The organism is Salipiger sp. ABN3_019 (assembly GCF_056158605.1).
This window is the reverse complement of record NZ_JBSWTP010000003.1, coordinates 48,034-68,789: the sequence shown is the minus strand read 5'-3', so window position 1 is coordinate 68,789 and position 20,756 is coordinate 48,034. Positions and strand designations below refer to the sequence as shown.

The window sequence follows — 20,756 nt, the reverse complement described above, 5'->3', positions numbered from 1 at the left end:
CAGGACGAAAATGCCGTCCGGTGTCGTATAGCATCGGACACGCTCTCGTAGCGGTGCAGCTCGCAGCGTACATAGCCGAGGTCTACAGCGAACCCGGATCCTCCGCCGCCGTCGCGATTTTCGCGGCGAGGCTCTTTGCGTAGCGTTCAGATTGAGCAGCGCCGAAGCGTTCGACCCCATAGAGATAGATATCGATAAGGTCCCGCTCTGCCGCCCTTGATAGTTCAGTTGTCGCCACGCAGGAGGCCTTTTTGGCGGGCTTCTTTTCGTGCAGCTTCGAGGACTTCCGCGACAAAGCGGTCACTCACGCCGCTTTCTTCTGCACGATCAAGCAGCGCGTGAAGCTCGTTAATCGCGGCTTCCCTGCGTTCCTGGTCGCGGCCAACGAGATCGCGGAAATACTCGCTGACTTTGCCATAGCGGCGAGTGCTGATCTGGGCCTCTACCCACTCATTCATCTGGGCGGGCATCGAGATGGTTAGTCGAGACATGGCGAACCTTCATTCATAATAAATCAAAATTGTTCGCATCTAAGTAGGCTCTTTCAACCCCAATGTTCTGCTTGCTCGGCGGTGTCGGCAACTCAGTGGGTGCCGCCTCAGCCGGGGATCCCGGGGGCGGTCGCGGGCCGGAGGACCACGCTTTTCGGCTTTATAGGTATGCTGCTGTGCATGCGAACTATCGCTTGGAAGATGTCGAACAACTGATGGACAGGCTGGCGCCCATCGGTCCCGAGGGGATCTGAGTTGAGAGCCGCGCGGGGCGCGCGTCTCGCATGATCTCGAGGGACAGGGCAGGGGATCGGCGTGCTGCGCCCGCTCACCCCCGCCTTGGCACGATCCAATTGGTTGTCTGCCAACAGGCCTGCCCCGGAAAGTCAAGAGACAAGCGCCGCGCGCTGCGCGTCGTCTCCGCCGGGGACCGTGTCCTCGGCCTTCGGCCTGCGAGCCGCACCATCCCCGTCTGCGATCCTTTGACAGTCCGGCTCAGGTCCGTGGGCCGGGCTTCGCCCACCCCACTCTGTTCCGCCGAAAACATGGTTTTCGCCAAATCAGAGTGGCGAGGCCGAGCCCATCGGCGGGACGCAGGCACCAAGCCCGACCGCCTCACCAGACAGGACGCCACAAATGGCAAAGTCCGATTTCGACATCTACCAGCACGTCACCGATCAGATCATCGAAGCGATGGAGGCAGGCGCCACGCCGTGGCGGCAACCGTGGTCCGGCGGTGGTCAGACCGGTCAGTTCCCCCTGCGGTCCGGCGGCGAGCCCTACCGCGGCATCAACGTGCTGATGCTTTGGCTGGCTGCGCAGGCGAACGGATTTGTCTCGGCCCATTGGTTCACATTCCGTCAGGCAAAGGACCTTGGCGCGCATGTGCGCAAGGGCTCGAAATCTTCCGCGGTGGTCAAATACGGGACGATTGCGCGGGAGAACGATGCGGGCGATGAAGTGACCATTCCCTATGCCCGGTCCTATCGGGTCTTCAATGCTGACCAAATCGAGGGTCTGCCAGACCACTATGGTGAAGGATTTTCGATGGGGGCCACAGCGCAAGGATGCCGCGTGGTGCCCCGTAGGCCTGCGTTGGAAATCCTCCCAAGGTGGAAGCCGCGGGGCTTGGGTGTGGCTATGGGGATTTCTTGCCGCGGCCTGTTACTTTGGCGTTCGACAGCGGATGCCCTTGTGGTCCTCTGCGGCGCAGGTCTCTCGCGAGACCGATCCGCGTTACAGCCGAAGCTTGCCCCGAGAATGGCACCGGATCGGTGTACGGCGTCTCGTGTTTGTCGGACGCAACCATAGCGTCTCGGTGCGTGCGCCGAAGCCGAGAAGTAGTCGATCCTGTTGGCGGGCGTTTCGTCATGCGGCCTGCTCCCGAGGTGGGGCGCGCGACATCGGTTTCTGGCCGCGGCGGAAGATTTCGATGATGCGCATCGGGCCGCCGCAGCAAGGGCACGGCTCGCGCAGGGTGAGCGGCGCTGCCTCGACGACGGACAGAGCAACCCGGGTCGGCATGGTCTGGCCAAGCAGGGCCCGGATCCGGTCGATGTTGGCCTTGCGGCTCGCGCTGGCCAGCAAGCCGTAGTGCCGGATGCGGTGGAACCCGTCGGGCAGGATGTGCATCAGGAACCGGCGGATGAACTCGGGCGTGGCCAGGCGCATGACCCTTAGCCGGTTGCCGGACTTTATGCGGTAGTCCTTCCAGCGAAACGCGACAGTCTCGGCGTCGGCGCTGACCAGGCGGGAGTTGGAGATGGCCACGCCGTGGGTGTATCGGCTCATGTAGGCGAGCACGGCCTCGGGGCCGCCGAAGGGCGGTTTGGCGTAGACGACCCATTCGGCCTTGCGGAAAACGTGAGCTCACCCCATGGAGTGGTCCGGGTTAAATGCTAATGCATTGTCGGCCCTCGATCTACCGGGACGAAGACCTCGGGCGCCGGCGCCCGATATCCAAGAGCGCTATGCGGGCGCTCGGTGTTGTACAACTCAATCACAGAACACCCACGGGACCGAGGAGCGCGAGGTGCTCTACCCTTGGCACCCCTGGACGGGGCGAGTTGTTCACGTACACGAGGTGATCGCGAAGGCGGGCTGGGCTGCGTTTCGCTGTAGCCTGAGCGGTATCTCGTCGGACCGACGGCTGGAGGTTCCCGTCTGGATGTTCGATCGGGCGGCCTGCCAGTGCTGGCAAGTCGCGGTAACGCCGGTTGCCTCAGTGGCGGCTTTGCGAGCTCTGGCGGCATTGCTGCACGATGCGGCCGGCGTTCGTGATGGCGCATCGCAAATGCCAAATTCGAGCGCAACATCGAGCTCCCAGCAGGCGATTCCGGGAGATGCCGATGCCACGCCGACCAGCACCACAACAGCTCGAGTTGTTCACTCACCCCAGCGACGCCGACCTGGTCCCGGCGCCGCACTGGCAGACGTTGCCGGAGGAGGCGCGGGTAACGCTGACCGAACTGATGACCCGCCTGATCCTCGACCACGCCGCCGGCGCTCAGGCGCCTCGCCGGACGGAGGCACGACATGAAGCATGAGAAGATCAGTTCGCACCACCTGGAGCGCAAGGCGATCCTCTACGTGCGACAGTCCTCCGCCCACCAGGTGCTGCACAACCGCGAGAGCGGCGCTCTGCAATATGCGATGCGCGACCGGCTGGCGACGCTCGGCTGGTCCTGCATCGAGACGATCGACGACGACCTTGGCCGGTCCGCGGCGGGCGGCGTTGCGCGGGCGGGCTTCGACCGGATGGTCGCCGAGGTCTGCCTGGGCAAGGTCGGTGCGGTCGCGGCGCGGGAAGTGTCGCGCTTTGCGCGCAACAGCCGCGACTGGCAGCAGCTGATCGAGATGTGCCGGGTCGTCGACACCGTCCTGGTCGACCAGGAGGCGGTATATGCGCCACGCCAAGGCAACGACCGTCTACTTCTCGGTTTGAAAGGAAGTCTCAACGAGTACGAGCTCGATCTGCTGCGGCAACGGTCGCTGTCCGCCCGTTACGAGAAGGCCCGGCGCGGCGAGTTGATCGTCGCGGCTCCCGTCGGCTTCGTGAAGGCCGGCGACAGGCTCGAGAAGGACCCCGACCGCCGCGTCCAGGAGGCCATCACCCTTGTCTTCGACAAGGTGGCCGAGCTCGGCAGCGCCCGGCAGGCCCTGCTCTGGTTCCTGGAGCACGGGCTGGACCTGCCCGCAAGACACGCCAATGGCGACGTGATCTTGCGCAGGCCAACCTATGCCACCATCCACCGCATGATCGAGAACCCGGTCTACGGCGGCGCCTACGCCTATGGTAAGACCCGAGTTGTGCCGAGACACGGCGCGGCCGTTCCGCGAACCGGCAGCCGCCGCAAACCGCGCGCTGAATGGCTGGCGCTGAAGCCCGGCGCACACGAAGGTTATATCAGTTGGGAACGGGCAGAGGCGATCCGCGCGATGGTCAGCGACAACACCCCCACGAGCCGGCACCATGGGGCGCCCAAGCACGGCGATGCCCTGCTCGCCGGTCTCTTGCGCTGTCGGCGCTGTGGCCGCAAGCTGACGGTCCGCTACACTGGGGCCAAGCACGACATCCCGCGCTATTCCTGCTGGCGCGATCTGCTCGACAACGGCGAGCCGCGCTGCATCGCCTTCGGTGGCCTGCGGGTCGACGATGCCATCAAGGATGCGCTGCTGCGAGTGGTCGAGCCGGGCGCCATCACTGCGGCCGCCGAGGCCGAGGCGCAGGTCGCCAGTCGCCGCGATCAGGTTCGCGACGCGTTGGCGCGAGACCTCGAAGCTGCCCGCTACGGTGCCGACCGCGCCTTCCGCCAGTATGATGCAGCCGATCCCGAGAACCGACTTGTGGCGGCAGAACTCGAAGCGCGGTGGAACCGCGCCCTCGCACGCGCCGCCGAGATTGAGGCCAAGATCGCCGCGCATGATTCTGCAACCTCCAGGCCTTCCTCCTTGGCGGCGCTGGATGCCGCCGCGCTCGGCACGGACCTTCGCACTGTCTGGGAGGCGCCAACGACCGATGCCCGGCTCAAGAAGCGCATCGTGCGCACCGTCATCCTCGAGGTGGTCGCCGACATCGACGACGACGCCTCCGAGATCGTCCTTCTGATCCACTGGATCGGCGGCGTGCATACCGAACTGCGCCTGCAGAAGCGGCGTCGAGGCCAGCGCAACAGTACAGCACCAGAGATCATCGCGGCGGTACGTCAGCTCGTTCTCCTGGCCACCGACGATCTGATCGCCGGCATCCTAAATCGAAACGGTCTGCTGACCGGTCATGGCAACCGATGGACCCGGGAGCGCGTCACCGCACTCAGGTCGCATCACAAGATCCCGGTGTTCCGCCCGGCTCCCGACGGCACCGAACCCTGGCTCAACCTGACCAACGCTGCGCGCCTGCTCGGCGTCACGGCCAAGACACTAAGACTGGCCGCCGAAGCCGGCAGCATCGAGGGCGTTCATCCGTTACCGGACGGTCCGTGGATCTTCGCCCGCGCGGAACTCGGCAAACCGCCAGCCCAGCAACTCACCCAGCGCGCCCGGCAGAACCCCAAATACCCCACCGGATCGCACCACGATCAGCAAAACCTATTTACTTCAGAGGCATAGAGAGATGGGCGCAATGAAGCAGGATTGTAGTGTCTGCGCCATCTTTCGATGAGGATTTGCGCCTCCCTCAACGAGTAGAAAATCTCGCCATTTAGTAGCTCATCCCGGAAGCGCGCATTGAAGCTCTCGCAATAGCCGTTCTCCCAGGGTGACCCCGGCTCGATGTAGGCGGTCTTCGCCCCCACCAGCTCGATCCAGTCGCGCACCTTCTGCGCGACGAACTCCGGGCCGTTGTCGGACCGGATGAACCGCGGCGGGCCGCGCTGGATGAAGAGGTCCGTCAGCGCGTCCAGAACATCGGTGGAGTTCAGTCGCCTGTCGACACGGATCATTGACGCCTCCCGCGTATATTCATCGAGGATGTTGAGCGTCCGGTAAGCCCGGCCGTCGCTGGTCCGGTCCTGCACGAAGTCGTAGGACCAGACGTGGTTGGGATGTTCAGGCTTCAGCCGCACGCAGGAGCCGTCCACTGCCCGGCAGTGCATCACGAAGTGATGCCACGAGAGGGGTCAGCCAAAGGCGGCCGCGTTTCTTATGCTTGTGTGGGACCCGCATCCAGCATCACGGTGTCACCGTCTTGGATCATCTCCGCAGCAGTTTCCGCGATGCGGGTCTCCTCCTTCAGGTTCGATACAGCGCGGGCGGCGTAGGCGGGGTCCAGGGACACCTGCGCGACGCTGACCGCGCCACCATGAGTGCGCCGCAACTGTCCAGCGGTTTCCAGCTCTGCCAAGTCGCGCCGAATGGTCGCGACCGAGACGCCCAGCAGGTCGGTAAGGGTGCGGACGTCGACAAAGCGTTTCTCTCGGAGAAGCTCCAGGATCTCTGTTTGACGGCTTTTGAACCGCCCCGGGTTTGCCGGAGGCTCCCACTCTTGAGTAGGATGGAGCATCATGAGCAAGACCACGAACAAGTTTTCGCCCGAAGTGCGTGAGCGCGCCGTGCGGATGGTTCTCGACAACGATGGGCAGCACGGATCTCGCTGGCAGGCGATCACGTCGATCGCAGCGAAGATCGGCTGCTCGGCGAACACGCTGAACGACTGGGTCAAGAAGGCTGAGGTCGACAGCGGCAAGCGTTCAGGCGTTCGCAGCGAGATGGCCGAGAGAATGAAGGCGCTGGAGCGGGAGAACCGCGAACTGCGTCAGGCCAACGAGATACTTCGGAAGGCGTCGGCGTATTTTGCGATGGCGGAGCTCGACCGCCGGTCGAAGTGATGGTGGATTTCATTGAGGCGCATCGTGATGCGCATGGGGTCGAGCCGATCTGCACGGTGCTGCCGATCGCCCCCTCCACCTACTATGATCATCTTGCGAAGCGGGCCAATCCGGCCCGGTTGTCGGACCGTGCCCGTCGTGATGCCGCCCTGCGGCCCGAGATCGAACGCGTCTGGGAGGAGAACTACAAGGTCTACGGCGTCCGCAAGGTCTGGCGGCAGCTTTTCCGGGAAGGCTTCGTTGTCGCACGTTGCACGGTGGCACGGCTCATGCGGGACATGGACATCCAGGGCATCAGCCGAGGCAGAAGCCAACTTCTACGCAGCTCTGGAAACTGAAGACATGGCCGCGTAACTAACGACAATCAGCCTCCGGCAAACCCGGGGCGGTTCATTTCGGTTACCTGAAGCATCGCGGCCTCGCTTATCACATTTGATCGTTTTCACTCATACCGATTGAAATCGCTCATCGGCAAGTGAAGCTTTCATGACGGCTGAAAAATATGGCTCGAGTGGAACCTTGGAGCTGGGATTTGACCTTGCAGGATCGACTTGAAAAACGCCTTGTGATGGGGGGGCCGCAAGTTCACGGGTTTTACCTCTTAAAACCAAGTGTCTAATGGTCATCATGAGCAGGCCTCGCAAGAGGAGATACAAGACAAGAAACTGGAAGAGCCACAGTCATGCCCAGACGCGGAGTGGGTCGCTGATGGGGTGGTTTGATCCCTCAATGAAGTGGGAAGCGGTTGCGTTCGGACAGCGTGGCCGTCAGCTCTCATAGAGCGACGCGGCCTTTTCGGTATGCCTCACCATCAAAGTCCTCTTGGGCCTGCCGCTCCTCCAGACGAGAGGGATCGGGGCGAGCCTGCAAGATCTGTTCGGATGCGGCTGTACCCAGCCGGACTTCAAAACTTTGTCGCGCCGCCGGACAACTTGGACGTCACCATTCCTTTTCGCGGTTCTTGGGACGGCTGCAAAGCGAGAGTGCCCTGCGTAGCAATTCCGCGCGACCAGCATACTTGGATTAATAAGGGCCGACTGCCATCGAGGCATTCCGTCCGCGGTTTAGCATTTGTCCTGGACCACTCACTGGGGTCATCTCAGATGGAGGACTTTGGGCGAGTTGGTGGGGCACGAATTCCGTCTGCGGTGTTAAAAGTGGGCCACAAGAAAGCTAATGTTCATCATATGCTCTTGTTGCAACCAAGTTGAAATGTCTTCGGCTGCGCAAAGCAGAAATGTCTCACCGAGGGTGGAGAAGCATGGCCGGGCAGGGCGAAGACCCCACATATCGCAGCCCTGATCGGCCATGCGTTCAGAGCCGGAGCTTGCGGCGCTCCTTTGCGCTGTAGAAGGCACGGAAACCTTGCTCATCGAGGAGCTTCTCGAAGGCCCGCCAGGCAAGGCCGTCGGCAAAATATGGAGGGTTGTCCAAGATCGTCAGCGTCCCGAAGGCGTTCTCCACTGACAGGATCCAAGAAGGATCATCTGAGGTTCGGTAAATCTCCACGGTGAAGCGGTGGCCGTCGATCACCACGTCCTGCGTCAGGTTCGAGAAGATGATCTCCGGCTCTGTATTGCCTGCCATGTGCCTGCCTCGCTCATTCGCTCGCGGCGGAGGTTAGCATCGCGGCGACGCGGCGACAGCGTCATTCCGGGGGTGCTGCGGCCCGCGCCTTTGCCTGGCGCGCTGCCAGCGAGTTCCAGCCGTCGTTGCGGCGACCTGTCGGCTCGTAGCGGGTCCGCTGCTTACCGGCCCGCCGCTTCTTCGGAGGCGCCTTGTCCTGCTCGGCCTTGATGTATTCCAGCACCGCGCTCAGATGCTTGTTCTCGGTGATCGCGGCATGGCTGACACGCTGGTCTTTGTCGAACACGGAGTAGGGCAGCGACACGCCTTTCCAGCGGACCTCGAACCGGCCATCGGGGAACTCGTAGGTGTCGACATACTTGCCAGGCAGTGCGCGCGTGATGTCGTTCTCCGCAAGGATGATGCGCTGCCGCTCATAGGAAAAGGCCAGTTGCCTGGTGACATAGCGCTCATCGCGGAAGCACAGGATCTCTCGCAGACGTTCCGGTTCCATGTTCAGGGACCGGTGCAGGTTGTCGGCCCGTAGCGGCACCTTGGCGAACTTCGCATTATGGCGCGCCAAGAACCTTGGCAGGATCGCGTTGCCGGCTGCCATGTCGCAGACGCCCGCCAGCCGTAGTTCCTTCACCAGCCGATCCTGTAGGGTACGGTTCGCGCGCTCGACGCGGCCCTTTGCCTGGCTGCTGTTTGCACAGAGGATCTCGATGTTCAGATCGTTCAGCGCCCGACCGAACTGGGTCATGCCATGGCCCGACTTCGCTCCTTGCTTGGCGACACGGAACACCGAGTGCTTGTCGGAATAGAAGGCCACGGGCCGGCCGTGCGCCGCGAGATACCGCTCGAGCGCGCCGAAATAGCTGAAGGTGCTCTCAGAGGCTACAAACTCCAGGTGCATCAGCGTGCTGGTGGCGTCGTCGACAAAGGCCAGCAACGTGCAGGCCGGACCGCGTTCCTCGAACCAGGCGTGATCAGAGCCGTCTATCTGCACGAGCTCGCCATAGCAGTCTCGGCGCCGGCGCGGCTGGTGAAACGTTCTGCGCTGATTGCGCGACAGCCAGATGCCGGCATCCTGCATCCATTTGCGCAAGGTCTCCCGCGACACCTTCAGGCCATGGTCTTCCGCCAACTTCTCGGCTGCGAACGTGGGCCCAAAGTCGGCGTAGCGCTCACGGATCAGCGTCAGCGCAAACTCACGCACCGCGGGATCGATCCGGTTGTTGGACGGACGTCCGCGGGCCTTGTGCCGGATCGCCGCCGGACCATCGGCCTGGAACGTCTTCAGAAGCCGGTGAACCTGCCTTCGACTCAAGCCCAGGACCGAGGCCGCCGCCACCGCAGACATCCGGCCTTGCACCACATCACTCAGGACTTCGATCCGGTTCAGCTCGCGCTCGCTCATGACCACCAATCCCACGGCCGCACTCCAATCCTGCCCAATCAGGGGAGTGTGACACTTCAGCTTTGCTCATGTGAGACATTCTAACTTGGCGCTTACAGCTCTATAGCGTGTAAGGATAATTATGTAACATGATTGTCCGGCGTCAGCGCCCATGGGACATCTGAATTGATTTCGGAAAGGAGGGTTTCTGGCTCATCGTAACCACCAAGGAGTGGAGATGAGACAGAAACCTGGAACACCCAAGCCTTCCGCCGAGAAGGTTGTGAAGGACATCCGCCGACGCACCCGCAAACAGCATTCGGCGGAGGAAAAGATCCGCATCGTGCTTGAGGGGCTTCGCGGCGAGGAGAGCGTAGCCGAGCTTTGCCGGCGCGAGGGGATTGCGACGAGCCTGTACTACAGTTGGTCCAAAGAGTTTCTCGAGGCCGGCAAGAAGCGGCTTGCTGGTGACACGGCGCGCCAGGCGAGCAGCCCGGAAGTAAAGGTCCTGCGGGCTGAGGCCAGCGCGCTGAAGGAGGCCTTGGCAGAGGCCACCCTTGAGAACCGGCTGCTCAAAAAAAGTATGATCGGGGGGCGCCATTGGTTGCGCCACTGGTCTGAGCGACCATTGGCGACGGAGACCACGAATGAGGTACCCTACATCCGAAAAGCTCGAGATTATCCGGCTCGTCGAGAGATCACATCTGCCGGCGGCGCGCGCGCTGGAGATGTTCGGTATTCCGAAGACAACCTTCTATCGTTGGTACGACCGATCCAGATCCCTTGGCGAGGCCGGTCTCGAGGATCGCCGACCCCATCCGGGTCGGGTCTGGAACCGCATCCCTGATGATGTCCGGCAGGATGTGGTCGGCTTGGCGCTGGAGGAGCCCGAACTCTCTCCACGGGAGCTTGCGGTGCGCTTCACAGATACGAAGCAGTACTTTGTCTCAGAGGATGAGGCAGACCAGAGAACGATCCAGTGGATCGTTGTCCTGCCGAACGGGTATCGCATCCTCAAGGCGCACGACCTGATCCCGAGCCCTGCCTTCATCGTGGTCAAGGCTGCGGACGAGTTCCGCGATAAGACGAGCCGGCCAAACCAGCTCTGGCAGACCGACTTCACGTACCTGAAGGTGATCGGTTGGGGGTGGTACTATCTGAGCACCATCCTGGACGACTTCAGCCGATATGTAATCGCCTGGAAGCTCTGCACGACTATGCGGGCCGAAGATGAAGAGACCTTGTTCGCCATTGGTTCAAGAACAATGGTCGAGTGACACGCTCCAGCTCGCGCTGGAGGCGTCGGGTTGCGACCAGCCGAACGTGCTACACCGACCACGACTTCTCAGCGAGTTGCCAATAGGTGCGCCACTGGATTGAGCACCATTAACGACGGCTCGTCCTACATCTCAGGCGATCTCGCAACCTGGCTTGAGGACAAGCAGATGGAGCATGTGCGCGGGGCCCCCAACCATCCGCAAACTCAGGGCAAGATCGAACGCTGGCACCAGACCCTAAAGAACCGCATCCTGCTGGAGAACCACTACCTCCTCGGCGCACTCGAGGCCGCGATCGAGACCTTCGTCGACCACTATAACCATCAACGCGTCGATGAGAGCCTCGGAAACGTCACCCCGGCCGACGTCTACTTCGGTCGTGCCAAAGCCATCTTAGCCGAACGAAGGAGGATTAAGTCCGATACCATCCGCCAGCGCCACTTGCTCAACCGAACCCAGGCGGCATAACCTCAAACTGAACGAGCCAGACCCTCCTGAACGACAGAGCATTCCGGGTCCCAAATTATTTGATGACGGACAACTCATCGTTACGGAAATCGACATGCACCGCTACTTCACGCCCAGTCTACCCGCGCCGGGCGTGAAGCTCATCCTTCTGGCTGGCCTGGGTGGCGTCCTTGCCATCGCCGCCGTGCGCCTCATGTCCGACAGCGCCCATATGCCGCTGATCATGGCGCCCTTCGGTGCCAGCTGCGTCCTCCTCTGCGCCGTGCCGGGAAGCCCGTTGTCCCAGCCCGCGAACGTGGTCGGAGGCCATGTCGTCACGACCATCGTCGGGCTTATCATGCGCCTCTGGCTCCCCGATGACTGGTGGACATTGTCTTTCGCGGTCGACCGATCTCGCCCGCATCTGGACCGGCAAGGACGGCTGGGCCTCGCTGGCCTTGGTGATCGACTGCCATACCCGCGAGCTGCTGGGCTGGCACCTGTCGAAATCCGGCAAGGCTACGACGGCCAGCGCCGCCCTTGAGCATGCGCTGATCGCGAGGTTCGGCACCCTGGGCCGGGTCGAGGAGGAGTTCCTACTGAGGTCAGACAATGGCCTGGTCTTCACCAGCCACCACTTCACGGCCATTGTCCGCAGCTACGGGCTGAAGCAGGAGTTCATCACCCCGTACTGCCCGCAGCAGAACGGCATGGTCGAGCGCTTCATCCGGACCCTGAAGGAGCAGTGCGTGCATCGCCACCGCTTCGGAAGCATCCAACACGCGATGCGCGTTATCGGCGATTGGATTGCCTTCTACAATAACCGCCGCCCTCATCAGGCGCTTGCCATGCGCACGCCTGCCGAGGCATTCACATTAGCGGCCTAACCTGAGCAGATTCCGCTGGGTCGATACACCGACGTGTTGCCTGTCCTGGCCGAGATTTTCCGACAGCACGGGTACGAAGGGACAAGCATCGGCATCATTTCCGAGCGCAGCGGCCTAGGACGCGGAAGCCTCTATCATTTCTTCCCCGGCGGCAAAGCGGATATGGCGGCGGCGGCCCTGGATCACGTTTAGGACTGGTTCGAGGTGAAGGTCTTCAGCCCGCTGGAGGATCTTTCTCCGGAGGCGGCCATCAACACCATGCTCGATTCGGTGCTGACCTATTTCGAAGGCGGACAGAGGGTCTGTATTGTGGGCGCATTCGCGCTGGATCAGACTCGCGACCGTTTTGCCGGTGCAGTTGGCAGCCACTTTCCCCGCTGGGTCGCCGTGCTCGCGGCCTGCCTGCGCCGCATGGAGCCCTCGGCTGGCACTTGCGAGAAGCAGACACACCGGATGATCGCGACAATTCAAGGAGGCATCGTTCTGGCCCGGGCGACCGGTGATGCCGAGACTTTCCGTACACTCATCAACGAATTGCGACCCAACGAAGGGCGCGCAAACCATGGGGCCTTCAAAGCGCATGACGGATAAAGTTGCTAGCGAGGTGTTCTAATTTCCGGGACCCCCTCGGCCCCTTTCAGTCTCAATCGCCCAATCGGCCACGGAGGATCTTGTCGATTTCATAGCTGCGCATCCGGCGGCTTGACGCGAAGATGATGATCTCGCCAATAAGGCCCAGAGCCATGATCTGGACACCCAGCACCATGATCATCACCGAAAACACCAGCGCCGGTCGGTCAGCCAGAGCGGTGCCGAAGGCCAGCCGAGAAACCACGAGCCACGCGGTGAAAAAAAAGCCCAGCGTCATCAGCGGCAGGCCGATCGCCCCGAAAAACCGTAAAGGGCGTTTCAAAAATTTTAGTGCGACGTAGAGCGAGGCCATGTCAAAGAATGCATTGATATGAGAGCCTGCATTCAACCTATGGAGTTCCGGCGTGACCGCCTTCTCAGCCGAGGCGACCGGCACAGGTTCTACATTGTAGCCCTCCGAAGCAGCAACCAGGGGCAGGAAATGCTGGCGGACGCCGAGTTCCGCCACTTTCTGGAAGGTTTCGGTGCGGCCTGCTCGGCTACGGCAGAAGATGTCTTTGAGAGATTGGCCGAAGAGCGACTTCAGCACGCCATGGGCCAGCGCGATCCTCGGACGATTCAGTGCGGACAAACCGAGGTCGGTCCGGCAGCCGGTCGCCATGTCTACGTCTTCGCGCGAGGCGGCTTCAAGAAGCTTGGGGATCTCACTCGGTGCGATTTCCTGCCATCCAGGCAGCGTCAGCACAATCTGTCCTGTTGCCCGGCAAATACCTTGGATGAGCGCAGCATCGAGCCCACGCCACGGCCGAGGCGAGACAAAGCTGACCTGGGGCCTGCCCTCCAACTCGGCAATCGCGCGTCGCATGCCAGGCTCTTTGTCGTCGCAGATTACGGTGGCATCGAAGCTTTTGCCAGTGGGCTCCAGCGCCGCACAATAACTGTCAATCAAAGCCACCAAGCCCTGCCCATCGCCATCGGCGGCAATGATCACCGAAATTTCGGGCTCGCCAACGGAGGCATCGTCGAACGTTTTATGAAGCGTCATGAAATCACCTGTGATCAAAATAGCGCCTAGCCTTCATCGAGCCACGTCGGCCGCATATGGGGGGTACGTTCAAACACCACTGCGGCCACAGTGCCCAGCAGGATCAGGAACACCGAGAGAGATCCGAAAAGCATCGTGACCGCGGTCAGGATCATCACGCTGCCACTGCCCGATGCACCCGAGCCGAAGACGACCTGCCAGCCGGCGAGCAGCGCGCAGAAGGCAGACAGGAGGGCGAGGCCAACGAAGCGCGAAAGCGGTTTGTGGGCAAACAGAAGGATCATCTTGATCGCAATCAGATCCAGAAGCACTTTGTAGATCCGTGAAAGACCGTATTTTGACTCGCCGAATTGGCGAGCATGGTGCCTTACGCCAACCTGCGCCACACGCGTACCGAGCGGCGAGGCCATGGCCGGAATGAAACGGTGCATGTCGGAGTAGAGCGGCACCTTCTTGATAACTTCGGCGCGATAAACCTTGAGCGAGCACCCATTGTCGCGGATCGGCAGCCCCGTGACTTTGCCGATCAACCGGTTCGCGACCATGGAGGGCAACTTCCTGGACAGCCACTTGTCCTGTCGCTTGATCCGCCAGCCGACGACAAGATCGTACCCCTCCTCAATCTTCTCCAGCATCATCGGAATATCGCCCGGATCATTCTGCAGATCGCCATCCAGGGTGACCAGCAAGCGCCCGCGCGCAAACTCGATGCCCGCGGTCATCGCCGCGGTCTGCCCTGCGTTGCGGCGGAATTTGAGAACCACCACCCTCGGATCCCTCTCGGCCATTTTCGCCATGCGGGGAAAGCTTTGATCCGTTGATCCATCATCGACGAAGATCAACTCGAAGCTGCGCCCGAGAGGTTCGAGCGCCTCGAAAACGCGATCCCGCATAAAGGAGACGCTCTCTTCTTCATTCATGATGGGGACGATAACAGAAATATCCATGCTCTTCATGAAGCTCATCGCAAATATCGTTCGGAAGAAAAAAACAAGGAAATTAAAAAATTCATATTCATGGTACGACGAACTTGGGAGCGCTCAAAGAAACTTTCCGACCAAATTTTGAAGCATCCAGAGATGAGCCCTAGGTTAAATAACGCCAAATCAAAATCTTATCTGATGCTCCTTGGTGCCATGCCTCCCGGGCGGTGTCATTTTATTGGCTAATTTGCACATTTTCACGGCACCTGAGGGTCGCATCCGGCTTCGGAGCGTGACTTTTTCTCGGCCCCACGACAGACTGAGCCCATATTGGATTGATTCTTTGACAGACGCCCTTTGCTCCCGCGCTTCAATTTACTGAGGTGACGCTTTTGATTATTTACGGCAACTGCATTCCGATCTCCGCGCGCATGGATACGCGCCAAACAGCGGGTCGGATATGAAGATTCTCGTTCTGGCACCGCAGCCCTTCATGACACAGCGTGGCACACCCATCGCTGTCCACATGCTGCTCGAAACGCTTTCGGCCCGCGGCGATGAGTCCGACGTGATCTGCTTTCCCGAAGGAGACAATATCGACATTCCCGGCTGCCGAGTGTTTCGCGTGCCCGCCCTGCCCGGCCTAAAGAACTTTCGACCGGGCTTTTCGGTCAAGAAACTGTTGGCCGACGCGCTTATGTTCCCCATGGTCGCGGCGCAGATGCTGCGCGGCAGCTATGATCTCGTCATCGCGGTCGAAGAAGCCGCCTTCATGGCGATGGCTCTGAAGCCGATTTACGGGGTTCCCTATATTGCGGACATCGACAGCTCTTTGCCTGAACAGCTCGACGACAAGTTTGCTCTCCCTGGCTGGCTAAGGCGTTGCTTCGAAGGAGCCGAAGCCGGGGTGATGCGCCGCGCCGACGGGGCGATCACCTGCTGCCAGGCGCTCGAGAAGATCGTCCGCGACCGCGCGCCAGGGATCCCGGTGCGCACGCTCGAGGACGTCACGATGCTAAGCGGTGAGGACAGCCAACCGGCAGCCGAATGCACCTTCGACAAGCCGGTCGTGATGTATGTGGGAAACCTCGAACCCTATCAGGGCGTGGATCTTCTCATGGAGGCAGTGGCCGTGCTCGACCCGGAACGGCATCCCATGCGGCTCGTGGTGATTGGCGGGACAGGGGAGGATGTCGCTGCGGCAGAGCGGCGCGCGGTAGATCTGGGCATCGCCGCACATGCCAGTTTCCTCGGCCCGCGCCCGGTCAGCGAGCTTGGGCACTACCTTTCGGCAGCGGCAGTCGTGGTATCGCCGCGTCGACAGGGGCGCAATACTCCGATGAAGATCTATTCCTACCTCGACAGCGGCAGGCCGCTGCTCGCCACGCGCCTGCCGACGCATACCCAGGTCCTCGACGACCGGATCGCATGTCTCGTGGAGCCCACGCCCGAAGCGATGGCCGCGGGGTTACGCAACCTTCTCGGTGACCCAGAATTGAGTGGTCGGCTTGTTACTGCGGCCAAGGAACGTGTGGCGGCGGAGTTCACACCCGACGCGTACAGCCGGAAGCTGCGGGCGTTTCTTGAAACAGAGATCGAGCCCCGCCTGCCGCGTTCCCCTCGCCCGACGGTGGCGCAATGAACCGCATCGACCTTGCCCAAGCCAAGGGCCGCAAGTGGGACGTGATCCTCGTGGGCACGAGCTTCGCGGCAATGTTCTTTGCACATGCGCTCCGCGGCCGAGATATTGACGTCCTCTTCGTCGAACGTGGTCCCTATATGGATCACGGAACCCAACTTGCGGGCCGCCAAAGCGACGTGCCGCCGCAGATGGCGCAAACGAACAGTTCAGGCCAACAAAAAGACTGGGCGCTTCGCCACCAGTTCGGAGGATGCTCGAACTGCTGGTGGGGCAACACTCCTCGACTGCATCCGTCGGATTACGCTCTTCGCAGCCGCTACGGCGTCGGCGCGGACTGGCCGATCTCCTACGACACGCTAGAGCCATGGCTCTGCAAAGTCGAAGAGATCATGCAGGTGGCAGGCGGCGGTAACAACGCGATCTTTCCTCGCTCGCGCCCCTATCCCTATCCAGCGCACGCCCCGACCCGAGCGGAGCGGCGGCTGTTCGAGAGTGACAAGAGCTGGACACCGATGCCAACCGCCCGCGCCAACGGTGGTGACCGCGGCACATGCTGCGCCTCTGGTGCCTGCCATCTGTGCCCGGTTGATGCGAAGTTTACCATTCTGAACGGACATGCGGATTTTGAGAATCCGCGGTTTTACCTGCTGACCGGCGCGGAATGTCGTGCAATTTCCACAGCAGCGGGCCTCGCAACAGGGATCGTCGTACGCACGGTTCCGAAAGCGGAGACCGAGCTACGAAGCAGTTTCGTCGGACTGGCCGCCAACCCCATGGGCAGTTCCACGATCTTGCTGCGCTCCGGGCTAGGCGGGGAGCGCGTCGGACAGGGCATCCACGAGCAACTCGGACAATTCGCTTGGGCAGACATTCCCTTCGACAATTACTACGGCGGCACCTCTATCACGGGCGTAGGCTATTCTCTTTATGATGGGCCTTTCCGCAGCGAGGCCGCCTCTGTCCTGATCGAGAGCTGGAACGCCCCGCCTTCGCTTCGGCTCGAACCGGGAAAATGGCTGCAACGGCTCAAGCTGAAATTCGTAGCCGAAGACCTCCCGCAGACATCAAACCGGATTCTGCTCGAGAACGATGAGCCTCGCCTGATGTGGGGCGGTCACAGCGCATACGCCTTTGCCGGGCTCGCGCGCGCGCGCAGCCGCATCGCAGACCTCGTGAGTTTCGCCGACAACTTCAGCTTTGGCGGCTTCGAGCCGACCGAGGCGCATATTATTGGCGGAACACCCATGGCAAAGCGGCGCGACGACGGTGTCGTCGATCCAGAGTGCCGGCTTTTCGATGTGCCCAACATTGCCTGCCTCGGAGCCAGCACCTTTCCAACGAGCAGCGCAGCCAACCCGACACTGACCTTGTCAGCCTTGTCCATGTTTCTCGGGAGCCGTTTGTGATGCACTTCACCCGCCGTGCCGTCCTGACCGGAGGCGCCGCCGCCGTCACCGCCGCTGCCGTGCCTGTGGCAATGGGGGGAATTCAGTCATTCCTGAACCAAATCCTCGCCGAGCATTTCGGTCCGGAAGTGCTGAAAATCGAAGGGATCGATGGGTTTGTGTCGGACTACGCAGCGCAGGCAGGCAGTGGCAACTTCGCGAAGAAGGCTGCGGCAGAACTCTACTTCGCGTTGCACGGTGAACACTTCAAGATGACCCCCCAAGCCCAGGAGCTCAAATCTCTGTTCCTGCAGACCTTTCTAGTGCGCAGTAACATCATAGCGATCACCCAAGGGCGGGCAGAGCATTTCGATTACACCGAGGTCAATCCTTGGGAGCCGACCTGCGGCCTCTATCTGTCGGCCCTCGCGGAAGGAGCCGTTTGAGAGCCGAAAGATGGTGTTGCCTGCGATGCTGTCCCGCACGAGACCCGGTGCAGCAAAGTCCAAGACTGCCAGCCCACGATAGCTTTTCCACCTGATTGTCTCCGGAGTCGCGCAGGTACGCCCATGAAGATACCGCTGTTTTTCGATGGATACGATCTTAAGGCCTACGATCTACCCTTCGGGCAAAACCTCTCGCAGCTTCGCGAAAGAGCACGATACTTTTACCGCTCCGCAAAGGGTGTGCAGCCACGCACAGGCTTTTATACGGCTTTTGCGAACCTGGTCCGCAGCATCGAAAGTACCGGGCACGAAGTGCATGTGAACAACTTCCGTCTCGCCCGCAACGATCCGGCGCGGCCGATCGGCATGAGTGGGTTCATGCCACCTTTCGCGCGCTTCGGCCTCTCCAACCCGGTGATCTACGGGCCCGGACGGGTACCGGCCCCCAACGATCTCGACGAGCTCCGCCAAACACTCAATCTCAAGATCGTTACATATCCCTCGGAATGGCCAATCGAGCTCAACGCACCGGACCGACGCGACCTCTTCGCGACGATGTTCGTTGGCATCGACACGGGCGCATGGCCCGACATTTCCAGCGAACCAAAGACATGCGACGTGCTGCTCTACAACAAGGTGCGCTGGCACCAGGCTGAGCGCGAACTCGATCTGCTCCGACCGATCCGCAGCATGCTGAAGCGACGCGGGCTGGGCTGGAAAGAACTGCGCTACGGCGCGCACAACCTGGAGACCTTCCGCAAGACCGTCACCGGCGCGCGAAGCATGATATTTGTCGCCGAGCACGAAACCCAGGGCCTCGCCTACCAGGAAGCGATGTCTTCAAACCTGCCTGTCTTCGCCTGGGATGACGGCGAACTCGTCGATCCGTCGCAACGCAAGCTAGCGGGTGGAAATCTCAGGGTTTCATCGGTGCCCTACTTCGACCAGCGCTGCGGACTGACATTCACCCGGGACAACATCGAAGAGCGCTTCGAGGATTTCTGGAAGCGCCGCGCAGACTTCCGCCCGCGAGACTATGTGCTCGAGCACCTCTCGCTAGAGCGTGGTGCGCAGCGCTTCCTTGATCTCTACGCGACGATGTTGTGACCGAAGAACCTGGTTCAGGACGTTACCTTGACGCGCCCGCGCCCCGAAGCCTTGCGCCCTAAACAAATCAGCCACCACGCGACAACGAGTAAGAGTCCGGCGTAGGAAGCGTAGTCGCGGATCCCGGCTCGGTGCCTGTGTGTGGCGGCAACCGCGATGACGTCGCGGGCAGAGAAGTGCCCTCGCAGGGAGAAGACCCCCTCTGTGCCTTCCAGCAGCCCGTTCACCGCAATCCGCTCCCCGGTCCACAACAGAAGCTCGGAGCCTTCCGGGGTTGCCACAATACGGCCGCGATCCACCTCAACGGGCATGTTCTCTCGGACTTCGGTCTGGCGCAGTGTGCGAGTGTAGTGCAAGTCTGCCATCTCGACCGCGCGCGAGAAGCACATCGGGCCGACGATGTAGAAGGCCAGTGCCCCGCCAGCCAGCAGAGCCAGCCCCGGCCCTGGTAAACGCAGGTCAGAGCCGATTTTGGGTAGACGGCAGAATGCAACCCCAGCAACGGCAATACCGAGCAGCGTAAGCACGGTCGTGGTCAGGTCCTCCGGCCAGAACAGGCCGAAATTCACCAGATCCCATCGAAACGGCGCAAAGAGAACCACGCCATTTGCCCACTTGAGTTGCAGTGCATCGAGAAGCAGGTGCATCGTGCTACCTGCCGCGAGCAGCCCGAAAGTGCGCCATCCACAGCGACTGAAGCAGGCAAGCCCGGCGCAGAGCACTAAGCAGAACAGCAGCGAGCTCTGAACAATCGCGTAGAGACGCAGGTCGATCATGTCGGCCCCGGGCCAGGCGGCCCGGATCATACGCTGCGCGATCCACGGCAGGTCCGGCACAATGCAGGCGAGCCAGACCCATTTGACATCCGCATCGCGAAACGCGCCCCGGCTGACAAGGGTCTGGATGCCAAGGTGCGCCAACGTGTTTGGCATTGCTCAGCCCCTCCTCTTCCGAATCTGCATCGCCACCTGCCGGCGCAGGAACTGTGGCCCCGAGGCGAGTTGCCCGTAGGTCTCGGGAGAAGCGGCACATGCACGCAATTGAGCAGCGATCGCACGAAAGGTCAGATCGCCTGCGGAGATCCCGCCGAGAACGATCCCAAACCTGCCAGGATCGCAATCCCCCTGCGGTAGCGGCAGCGGATCGGTGCCCGCAAGCACGCGCCATCCCAGCGCCTCGGCCCGGGCAAGACGGGCCGGACGCGGCATCAGCGCGGGGCGCACACCATTGTCGGCGAGAAAGACCGAAGTCCGCGGCGCCCCCTGCTCGATGCACCAGTCGATCCGCGCGCCGCGCGCGCCGGTCCACTTGCCAACGCCCCAGGGCAATACCACCAGGGCCTCCGCCTCGAGACCGCGCTCAATCACCTCCGCTAGGGGGAGCCCGTTCTGGATCATCCCGCGAAAACCGATCAGCAGCACTTCGAGCGCCTCGGAGGTGACTGTTTGCCGTCCCTCTATAAGGAGGAGCCGGGTGCCATCCGCGCGAAGCGCCTGCCGCACGGCGGCTTCGGGGGTTTCGCTCACCGTCCAGCCGCCGTATCTGCCCGTCAAAGTGTCGAACACATTGAGACCCGCGTTCTCCACGAGGCAAAGCACGCCGCGTTTGTCGCTGCCAGGTACCGCTGCCATATGACTGGCAGCGCTCGTAAGGCAGCACTCGATGCTGAAACCTGGATAGAAGTGGACATGCGTGTCCACGGGAAGGCTCGAAATCAACGCCATG

The 20,756-nt window shown here is 61.6% G+C and carries 18 protein-coding genes, 6 pseudogenes and 1 other annotated feature; of the genes and pseudogenes, 13 read left to right on the top strand and 11 right to left on the bottom strand.

The window, feature by feature from the left end; all coding sequences use genetic code 11:
* Window positions 1-82: 82 nt before the first annotated feature.
* On the bottom strand, window positions 83-238 hold the full coding sequence (locus ACXAD2_RS02865) for a type II toxin-antitoxin system RelE/ParE family toxin (protein ID WP_475166649.1): 156 nt from the start codon (window positions 236-238) through the stop codon (window positions 83-85).
* Window positions 225-491, bottom strand: coding sequence for a ribbon-helix-helix domain-containing protein (locus ACXAD2_RS02860; RefSeq protein ID WP_475166647.1), 267 nt, complete (start codon window positions 489-491; stop codon window positions 225-227). Before ACXAD2_RS02860 ends, ACXAD2_RS02865 begins: the two co-directional genes overlap by 14 nt.
* 636 nt (window positions 492-1,127) lie before the next feature.
* Here ACXAD2_RS02860 and ACXAD2_RS02855 point away from each other — a divergent pair.
* Window positions 1,128-1,802 (top strand): ArdC-like ssDNA-binding domain-containing protein, encoded by a 675-nt coding sequence (locus tag ACXAD2_RS02855; protein ID WP_475166645.1) that lies wholly within the window; start codon window positions 1,128-1,130, stop codon window positions 1,800-1,802.
* Window positions 1,803-1,859: 57 nt separating this feature from the next.
* On the opposite strand, the pseudogene ACXAD2_RS02850 reads toward ACXAD2_RS02855, so the two are convergent.
* Window positions 1,860-2,348: pseudogene (locus ACXAD2_RS02850) on the bottom strand (IS91 family transposase); the annotation flags it as partial.
* Between the two features lie 678 nt (window positions 2,349-3,026).
* On the opposite strand from ACXAD2_RS02850, the gene ACXAD2_RS02845 reads away from it, so the two are divergent.
* The gene (locus tag ACXAD2_RS02845) at window positions 3,027-5,099 is read left to right on the top strand and encodes a recombinase family protein (RefSeq protein ID WP_475166549.1); all 2,073 of its coding nucleotides are present in this window, start codon (window positions 3,027-3,029) and stop codon (window positions 5,097-5,099) included.
* Here ACXAD2_RS02845 and ACXAD2_RS02840 read toward each other — a convergent pair.
* A pseudogene (locus ACXAD2_RS02840) lies at window positions 5,069-5,654 on the bottom strand (integrase core domain-containing protein); the annotation flags it as partial. The gene ACXAD2_RS02845 and the pseudogene ACXAD2_RS02840 sit on opposite strands and share 31 nt — an antisense overlap.
* Window positions 5,632-5,991 carry a DeoR/GlpR family DNA-binding transcription regulator gene (locus tag ACXAD2_RS02835; RefSeq protein ID WP_475167118.1) on the bottom strand — a complete coding sequence of 120 codons (360 nt, stop codon included), beginning with the start codon at window positions 5,989-5,991 and terminating at the stop codon, window positions 5,632-5,634. The gene ACXAD2_RS02835 and the pseudogene ACXAD2_RS02840, both read right to left, overlap by 23 nt.
* Window position 5,992: 1 nt before the next feature.
* On the opposite strand from ACXAD2_RS02835, the pseudogene ACXAD2_RS02830 reads away from it, so the two are divergent.
* A pseudogene (locus tag ACXAD2_RS02830) lies at window positions 5,993-6,624 on the top strand (IS3 family transposase); the annotation flags it as partial.
* Window positions 6,274-6,390: a sequence feature (AL1L pseudoknot), on the top strand. It overlaps the preceding pseudogene by 117 nt.
* Before the next feature lie 319 nt (window positions 6,625-6,943).
* Window positions 6,944-7,278, top strand: a pseudogene (locus ACXAD2_RS02825) (transposase); the annotation flags it as partial.
* Between the two features lie 352 nt (window positions 7,279-7,630).
* Here the strand turns inward: ACXAD2_RS02825 and ACXAD2_RS02820 are convergent.
* Both ACXAD2_RS02820 and ACXAD2_RS02815 read right to left on the bottom strand, forming a co-directional pair.
* Window positions 7,631-7,903 carry a hypothetical protein gene (locus ACXAD2_RS02820; protein ID WP_206895879.1) on the bottom strand — a complete coding sequence of 91 codons (273 nt, stop codon included), beginning with the start codon at window positions 7,901-7,903 and terminating at the stop codon, window positions 7,631-7,633.
* Between the two features lie 61 nt (window positions 7,904-7,964).
* Complete coding sequence (locus tag ACXAD2_RS02815; RefSeq protein ID WP_475166197.1) at window positions 7,965-9,317, bottom strand: ISNCY family transposase; 1,353 nt, start codon at window positions 9,315-9,317, stop codon at window positions 7,965-7,967.
* Window positions 9,318-9,519: 202 nt separating this feature from the next.
* Between ACXAD2_RS02815 and ACXAD2_RS02810 the strand changes: the two are divergent.
* From ACXAD2_RS02810 to ACXAD2_RS02790, 5 genes and pseudogenes are all read left to right on the top strand, one after another.
* Window positions 9,520-11,026: pseudogene (locus tag ACXAD2_RS02810) on the top strand (DDE-type integrase/transposase/recombinase).
* 94 nt (window positions 11,027-11,120) lie between these two features.
* Window positions 11,121-11,351, top strand: a pseudogene (locus tag ACXAD2_RS02805) (HPP family protein); the annotation flags it as partial.
* Between the two features lie 31 nt (window positions 11,352-11,382).
* Window positions 11,383-11,892: a transposase gene (locus ACXAD2_RS02800; RefSeq protein ID WP_475166643.1), complete on the top strand. Its 510-nt coding sequence runs from the start codon at window positions 11,383-11,385 to the stop codon at window positions 11,890-11,892.
* Window positions 11,893-11,925: 33 nt separating this feature from the next.
* Window positions 11,926-12,084, top strand: a complete 159-nt coding sequence (locus ACXAD2_RS02795) for a TetR/AcrR family transcriptional regulator (RefSeq protein WP_475166640.1) — start codon at window positions 11,926-11,928, stop codon at window positions 12,082-12,084.
* 12 nt (window positions 12,085-12,096) lie between these two features.
* Entirely contained in the window at window positions 12,097-12,483 is a 387-nt protein-coding gene (locus ACXAD2_RS02790) for an LmrA/YxaF family transcription factor (RefSeq protein ID WP_475166636.1), read from the top strand.
* A gap of 52 nt (window positions 12,484-12,535) precedes the next feature.
* Here the strand turns inward: ACXAD2_RS02790 and ACXAD2_RS02785 are convergent, their stop codons facing one another.
* Both ACXAD2_RS02785 and ACXAD2_RS02780 read right to left on the bottom strand, forming a co-directional pair.
* Entirely contained in the window at window positions 12,536-13,528 is a 993-nt protein-coding gene (locus ACXAD2_RS02785; RefSeq protein ID WP_475166634.1) for a glycosyltransferase, read from the bottom strand.
* 26 nt (window positions 13,529-13,554) lie between these two features.
* A complete protein-coding gene (locus ACXAD2_RS02780; RefSeq protein WP_475166632.1) occupies window positions 13,555-14,493 on the bottom strand; it encodes a glycosyltransferase family 2 protein in 939 nt (312 codons plus the stop codon).
* A 418-nt stretch (window positions 14,494-14,911) separates the two neighbouring features.
* Here ACXAD2_RS02780 and ACXAD2_RS02775 point away from each other — a divergent pair, with 418 nt between their 5' ends.
* The 4 genes from ACXAD2_RS02775 to ACXAD2_RS02760 all read left to right on the top strand — a co-directional run bounded on the left by ACXAD2_RS02775 (window position 14,912) and on the right by ACXAD2_RS02760 (window position 19,031).
* Window positions 14,912-16,093: a glycosyltransferase family 4 protein gene (locus ACXAD2_RS02775; protein WP_475166629.1), complete on the top strand. Its 1,182-nt coding sequence runs from the start codon at window positions 14,912-14,914 to the stop codon at window positions 16,091-16,093.
* Window positions 16,090-17,499, top strand: a complete 1,410-nt coding sequence (locus tag ACXAD2_RS02770) for a GMC oxidoreductase (protein ID WP_475166626.1) — start codon at window positions 16,090-16,092, stop codon at window positions 17,497-17,499. Before ACXAD2_RS02775 ends, ACXAD2_RS02770 begins: the two co-directional genes overlap by 4 nt.
* Window positions 17,499-17,924: a hypothetical protein gene (locus tag ACXAD2_RS02765; protein WP_475166620.1), complete on the top strand. Its 426-nt coding sequence runs from the start codon at window positions 17,499-17,501 to the stop codon at window positions 17,922-17,924. Before ACXAD2_RS02770 ends, ACXAD2_RS02765 begins: the two co-directional genes overlap by 1 nt.
* A gap of 123 nt (window positions 17,925-18,047) precedes the next feature.
* Complete coding sequence (locus ACXAD2_RS02760; protein WP_475166617.1) at window positions 18,048-19,031, top strand: glycosyltransferase; 984 nt, start codon at window positions 18,048-18,050, stop codon at window positions 19,029-19,031.
* 14 nt (window positions 19,032-19,045) lie between these two features.
* On the opposite strand, the gene ACXAD2_RS02755 is transcribed toward ACXAD2_RS02760, so the two are convergent.
* Together ACXAD2_RS02755 and ACXAD2_RS02750 are read right to left on the bottom strand one after the other, a co-directional pair.
* The gene (locus ACXAD2_RS02755; RefSeq protein ID WP_475166613.1) at window positions 19,046-19,963 is read right to left on the bottom strand and encodes a hypothetical protein; all 918 of its coding nucleotides are present in this window, start codon (window positions 19,961-19,963) and stop codon (window positions 19,046-19,048) included.
* A gap of 3 nt (window positions 19,964-19,966) precedes the next feature.
* Window positions 19,967-20,755, bottom strand: coding sequence for a hypothetical protein (locus tag ACXAD2_RS02750; protein WP_475166609.1), 789 nt, complete (start codon window positions 20,753-20,755; stop codon window positions 19,967-19,969).
* Window position 20,756 lies beyond the last annotated feature (1 nt).

What these genes read in the sequence shown, in the direction of transcription:
- ACXAD2_RS02800 (WP_475166643.1), top strand. Translation starts at nt 11,383, where the DNA reads ATGACTGGTGGACATTGTCTTTCGCGGTCGACCGATCTCGCCCGCATC.
- ACXAD2_RS02760 (WP_475166617.1), top strand. Translation starts at nt 18,048, where the DNA reads ATGAAGATACCGCTGTTTTTCGATGGATACGATCTTAAGGCCTACGAT.
- ACXAD2_RS02770 (WP_475166626.1), top strand. Translation starts at nt 16,090, where the DNA reads ATGAACCGCATCGACCTTGCCCAAGCCAAGGGCCGCAAGTGGGACGTG.
- ACXAD2_RS02855 (WP_475166645.1), top strand. Translation starts at nt 1,128, where the DNA reads ATGGCAAAGTCCGATTTCGACATCTACCAGCACGTCACCGATCAGATC.
- ACXAD2_RS02845 (WP_475166549.1), top strand. Translation starts at nt 3,027, where the DNA reads ATGAAGCATGAGAAGATCAGTTCGCACCACCTGGAGCGCAAGGCGATC.
- ACXAD2_RS02860 (WP_475166647.1), bottom strand. Translation starts at nt 491, where the DNA reads ATGTCTCGACTAACCATCTCGATGCCCGCCCAGATGAATGAGTGGGTA.
- ACXAD2_RS02750 (WP_475166609.1), bottom strand. Translation starts at nt 20,755, where the DNA reads ATGGCGTTGATTTCGAGCCTTCCCGTGGACACGCATGTCCACTTCTAT.
- ACXAD2_RS02835 (WP_475167118.1), bottom strand. Translation starts at nt 5,991, where the DNA reads ATGCTCCATCCTACTCAAGAGTGGGAGCCTCCGGCAAACCCGGGGCGG.
- ACXAD2_RS02820 (WP_206895879.1), bottom strand. Translation starts at nt 7,903, where the DNA reads ATGGCAGGCAATACAGAGCCGGAGATCATCTTCTCGAACCTGACGCAG.
- ACXAD2_RS02765 (WP_475166620.1), top strand. Translation starts at nt 17,499, where the DNA reads ATGCACTTCACCCGCCGTGCCGTCCTGACCGGAGGCGCCGCCGCCGTC.
- ACXAD2_RS02785 (WP_475166634.1), bottom strand. Translation starts at nt 13,528, where the DNA reads ATGACGCTTCATAAAACGTTCGACGATGCCTCCGTTGGCGAGCCCGAA.
- ACXAD2_RS02755 (WP_475166613.1), bottom strand. Translation starts at nt 19,963, where the DNA reads ATGCCAAACACGTTGGCGCACCTTGGCATCCAGACCCTTGTCAGCCGG.
- ACXAD2_RS02780 (WP_475166632.1), bottom strand. Translation starts at nt 14,493, where the DNA reads ATGAGCTTCATGAAGAGCATGGATATTTCTGTTATCGTCCCCATCATG.
- ACXAD2_RS02775 (WP_475166629.1), top strand. Translation starts at nt 14,912, where the DNA reads ATGAAGATTCTCGTTCTGGCACCGCAGCCCTTCATGACACAGCGTGGC.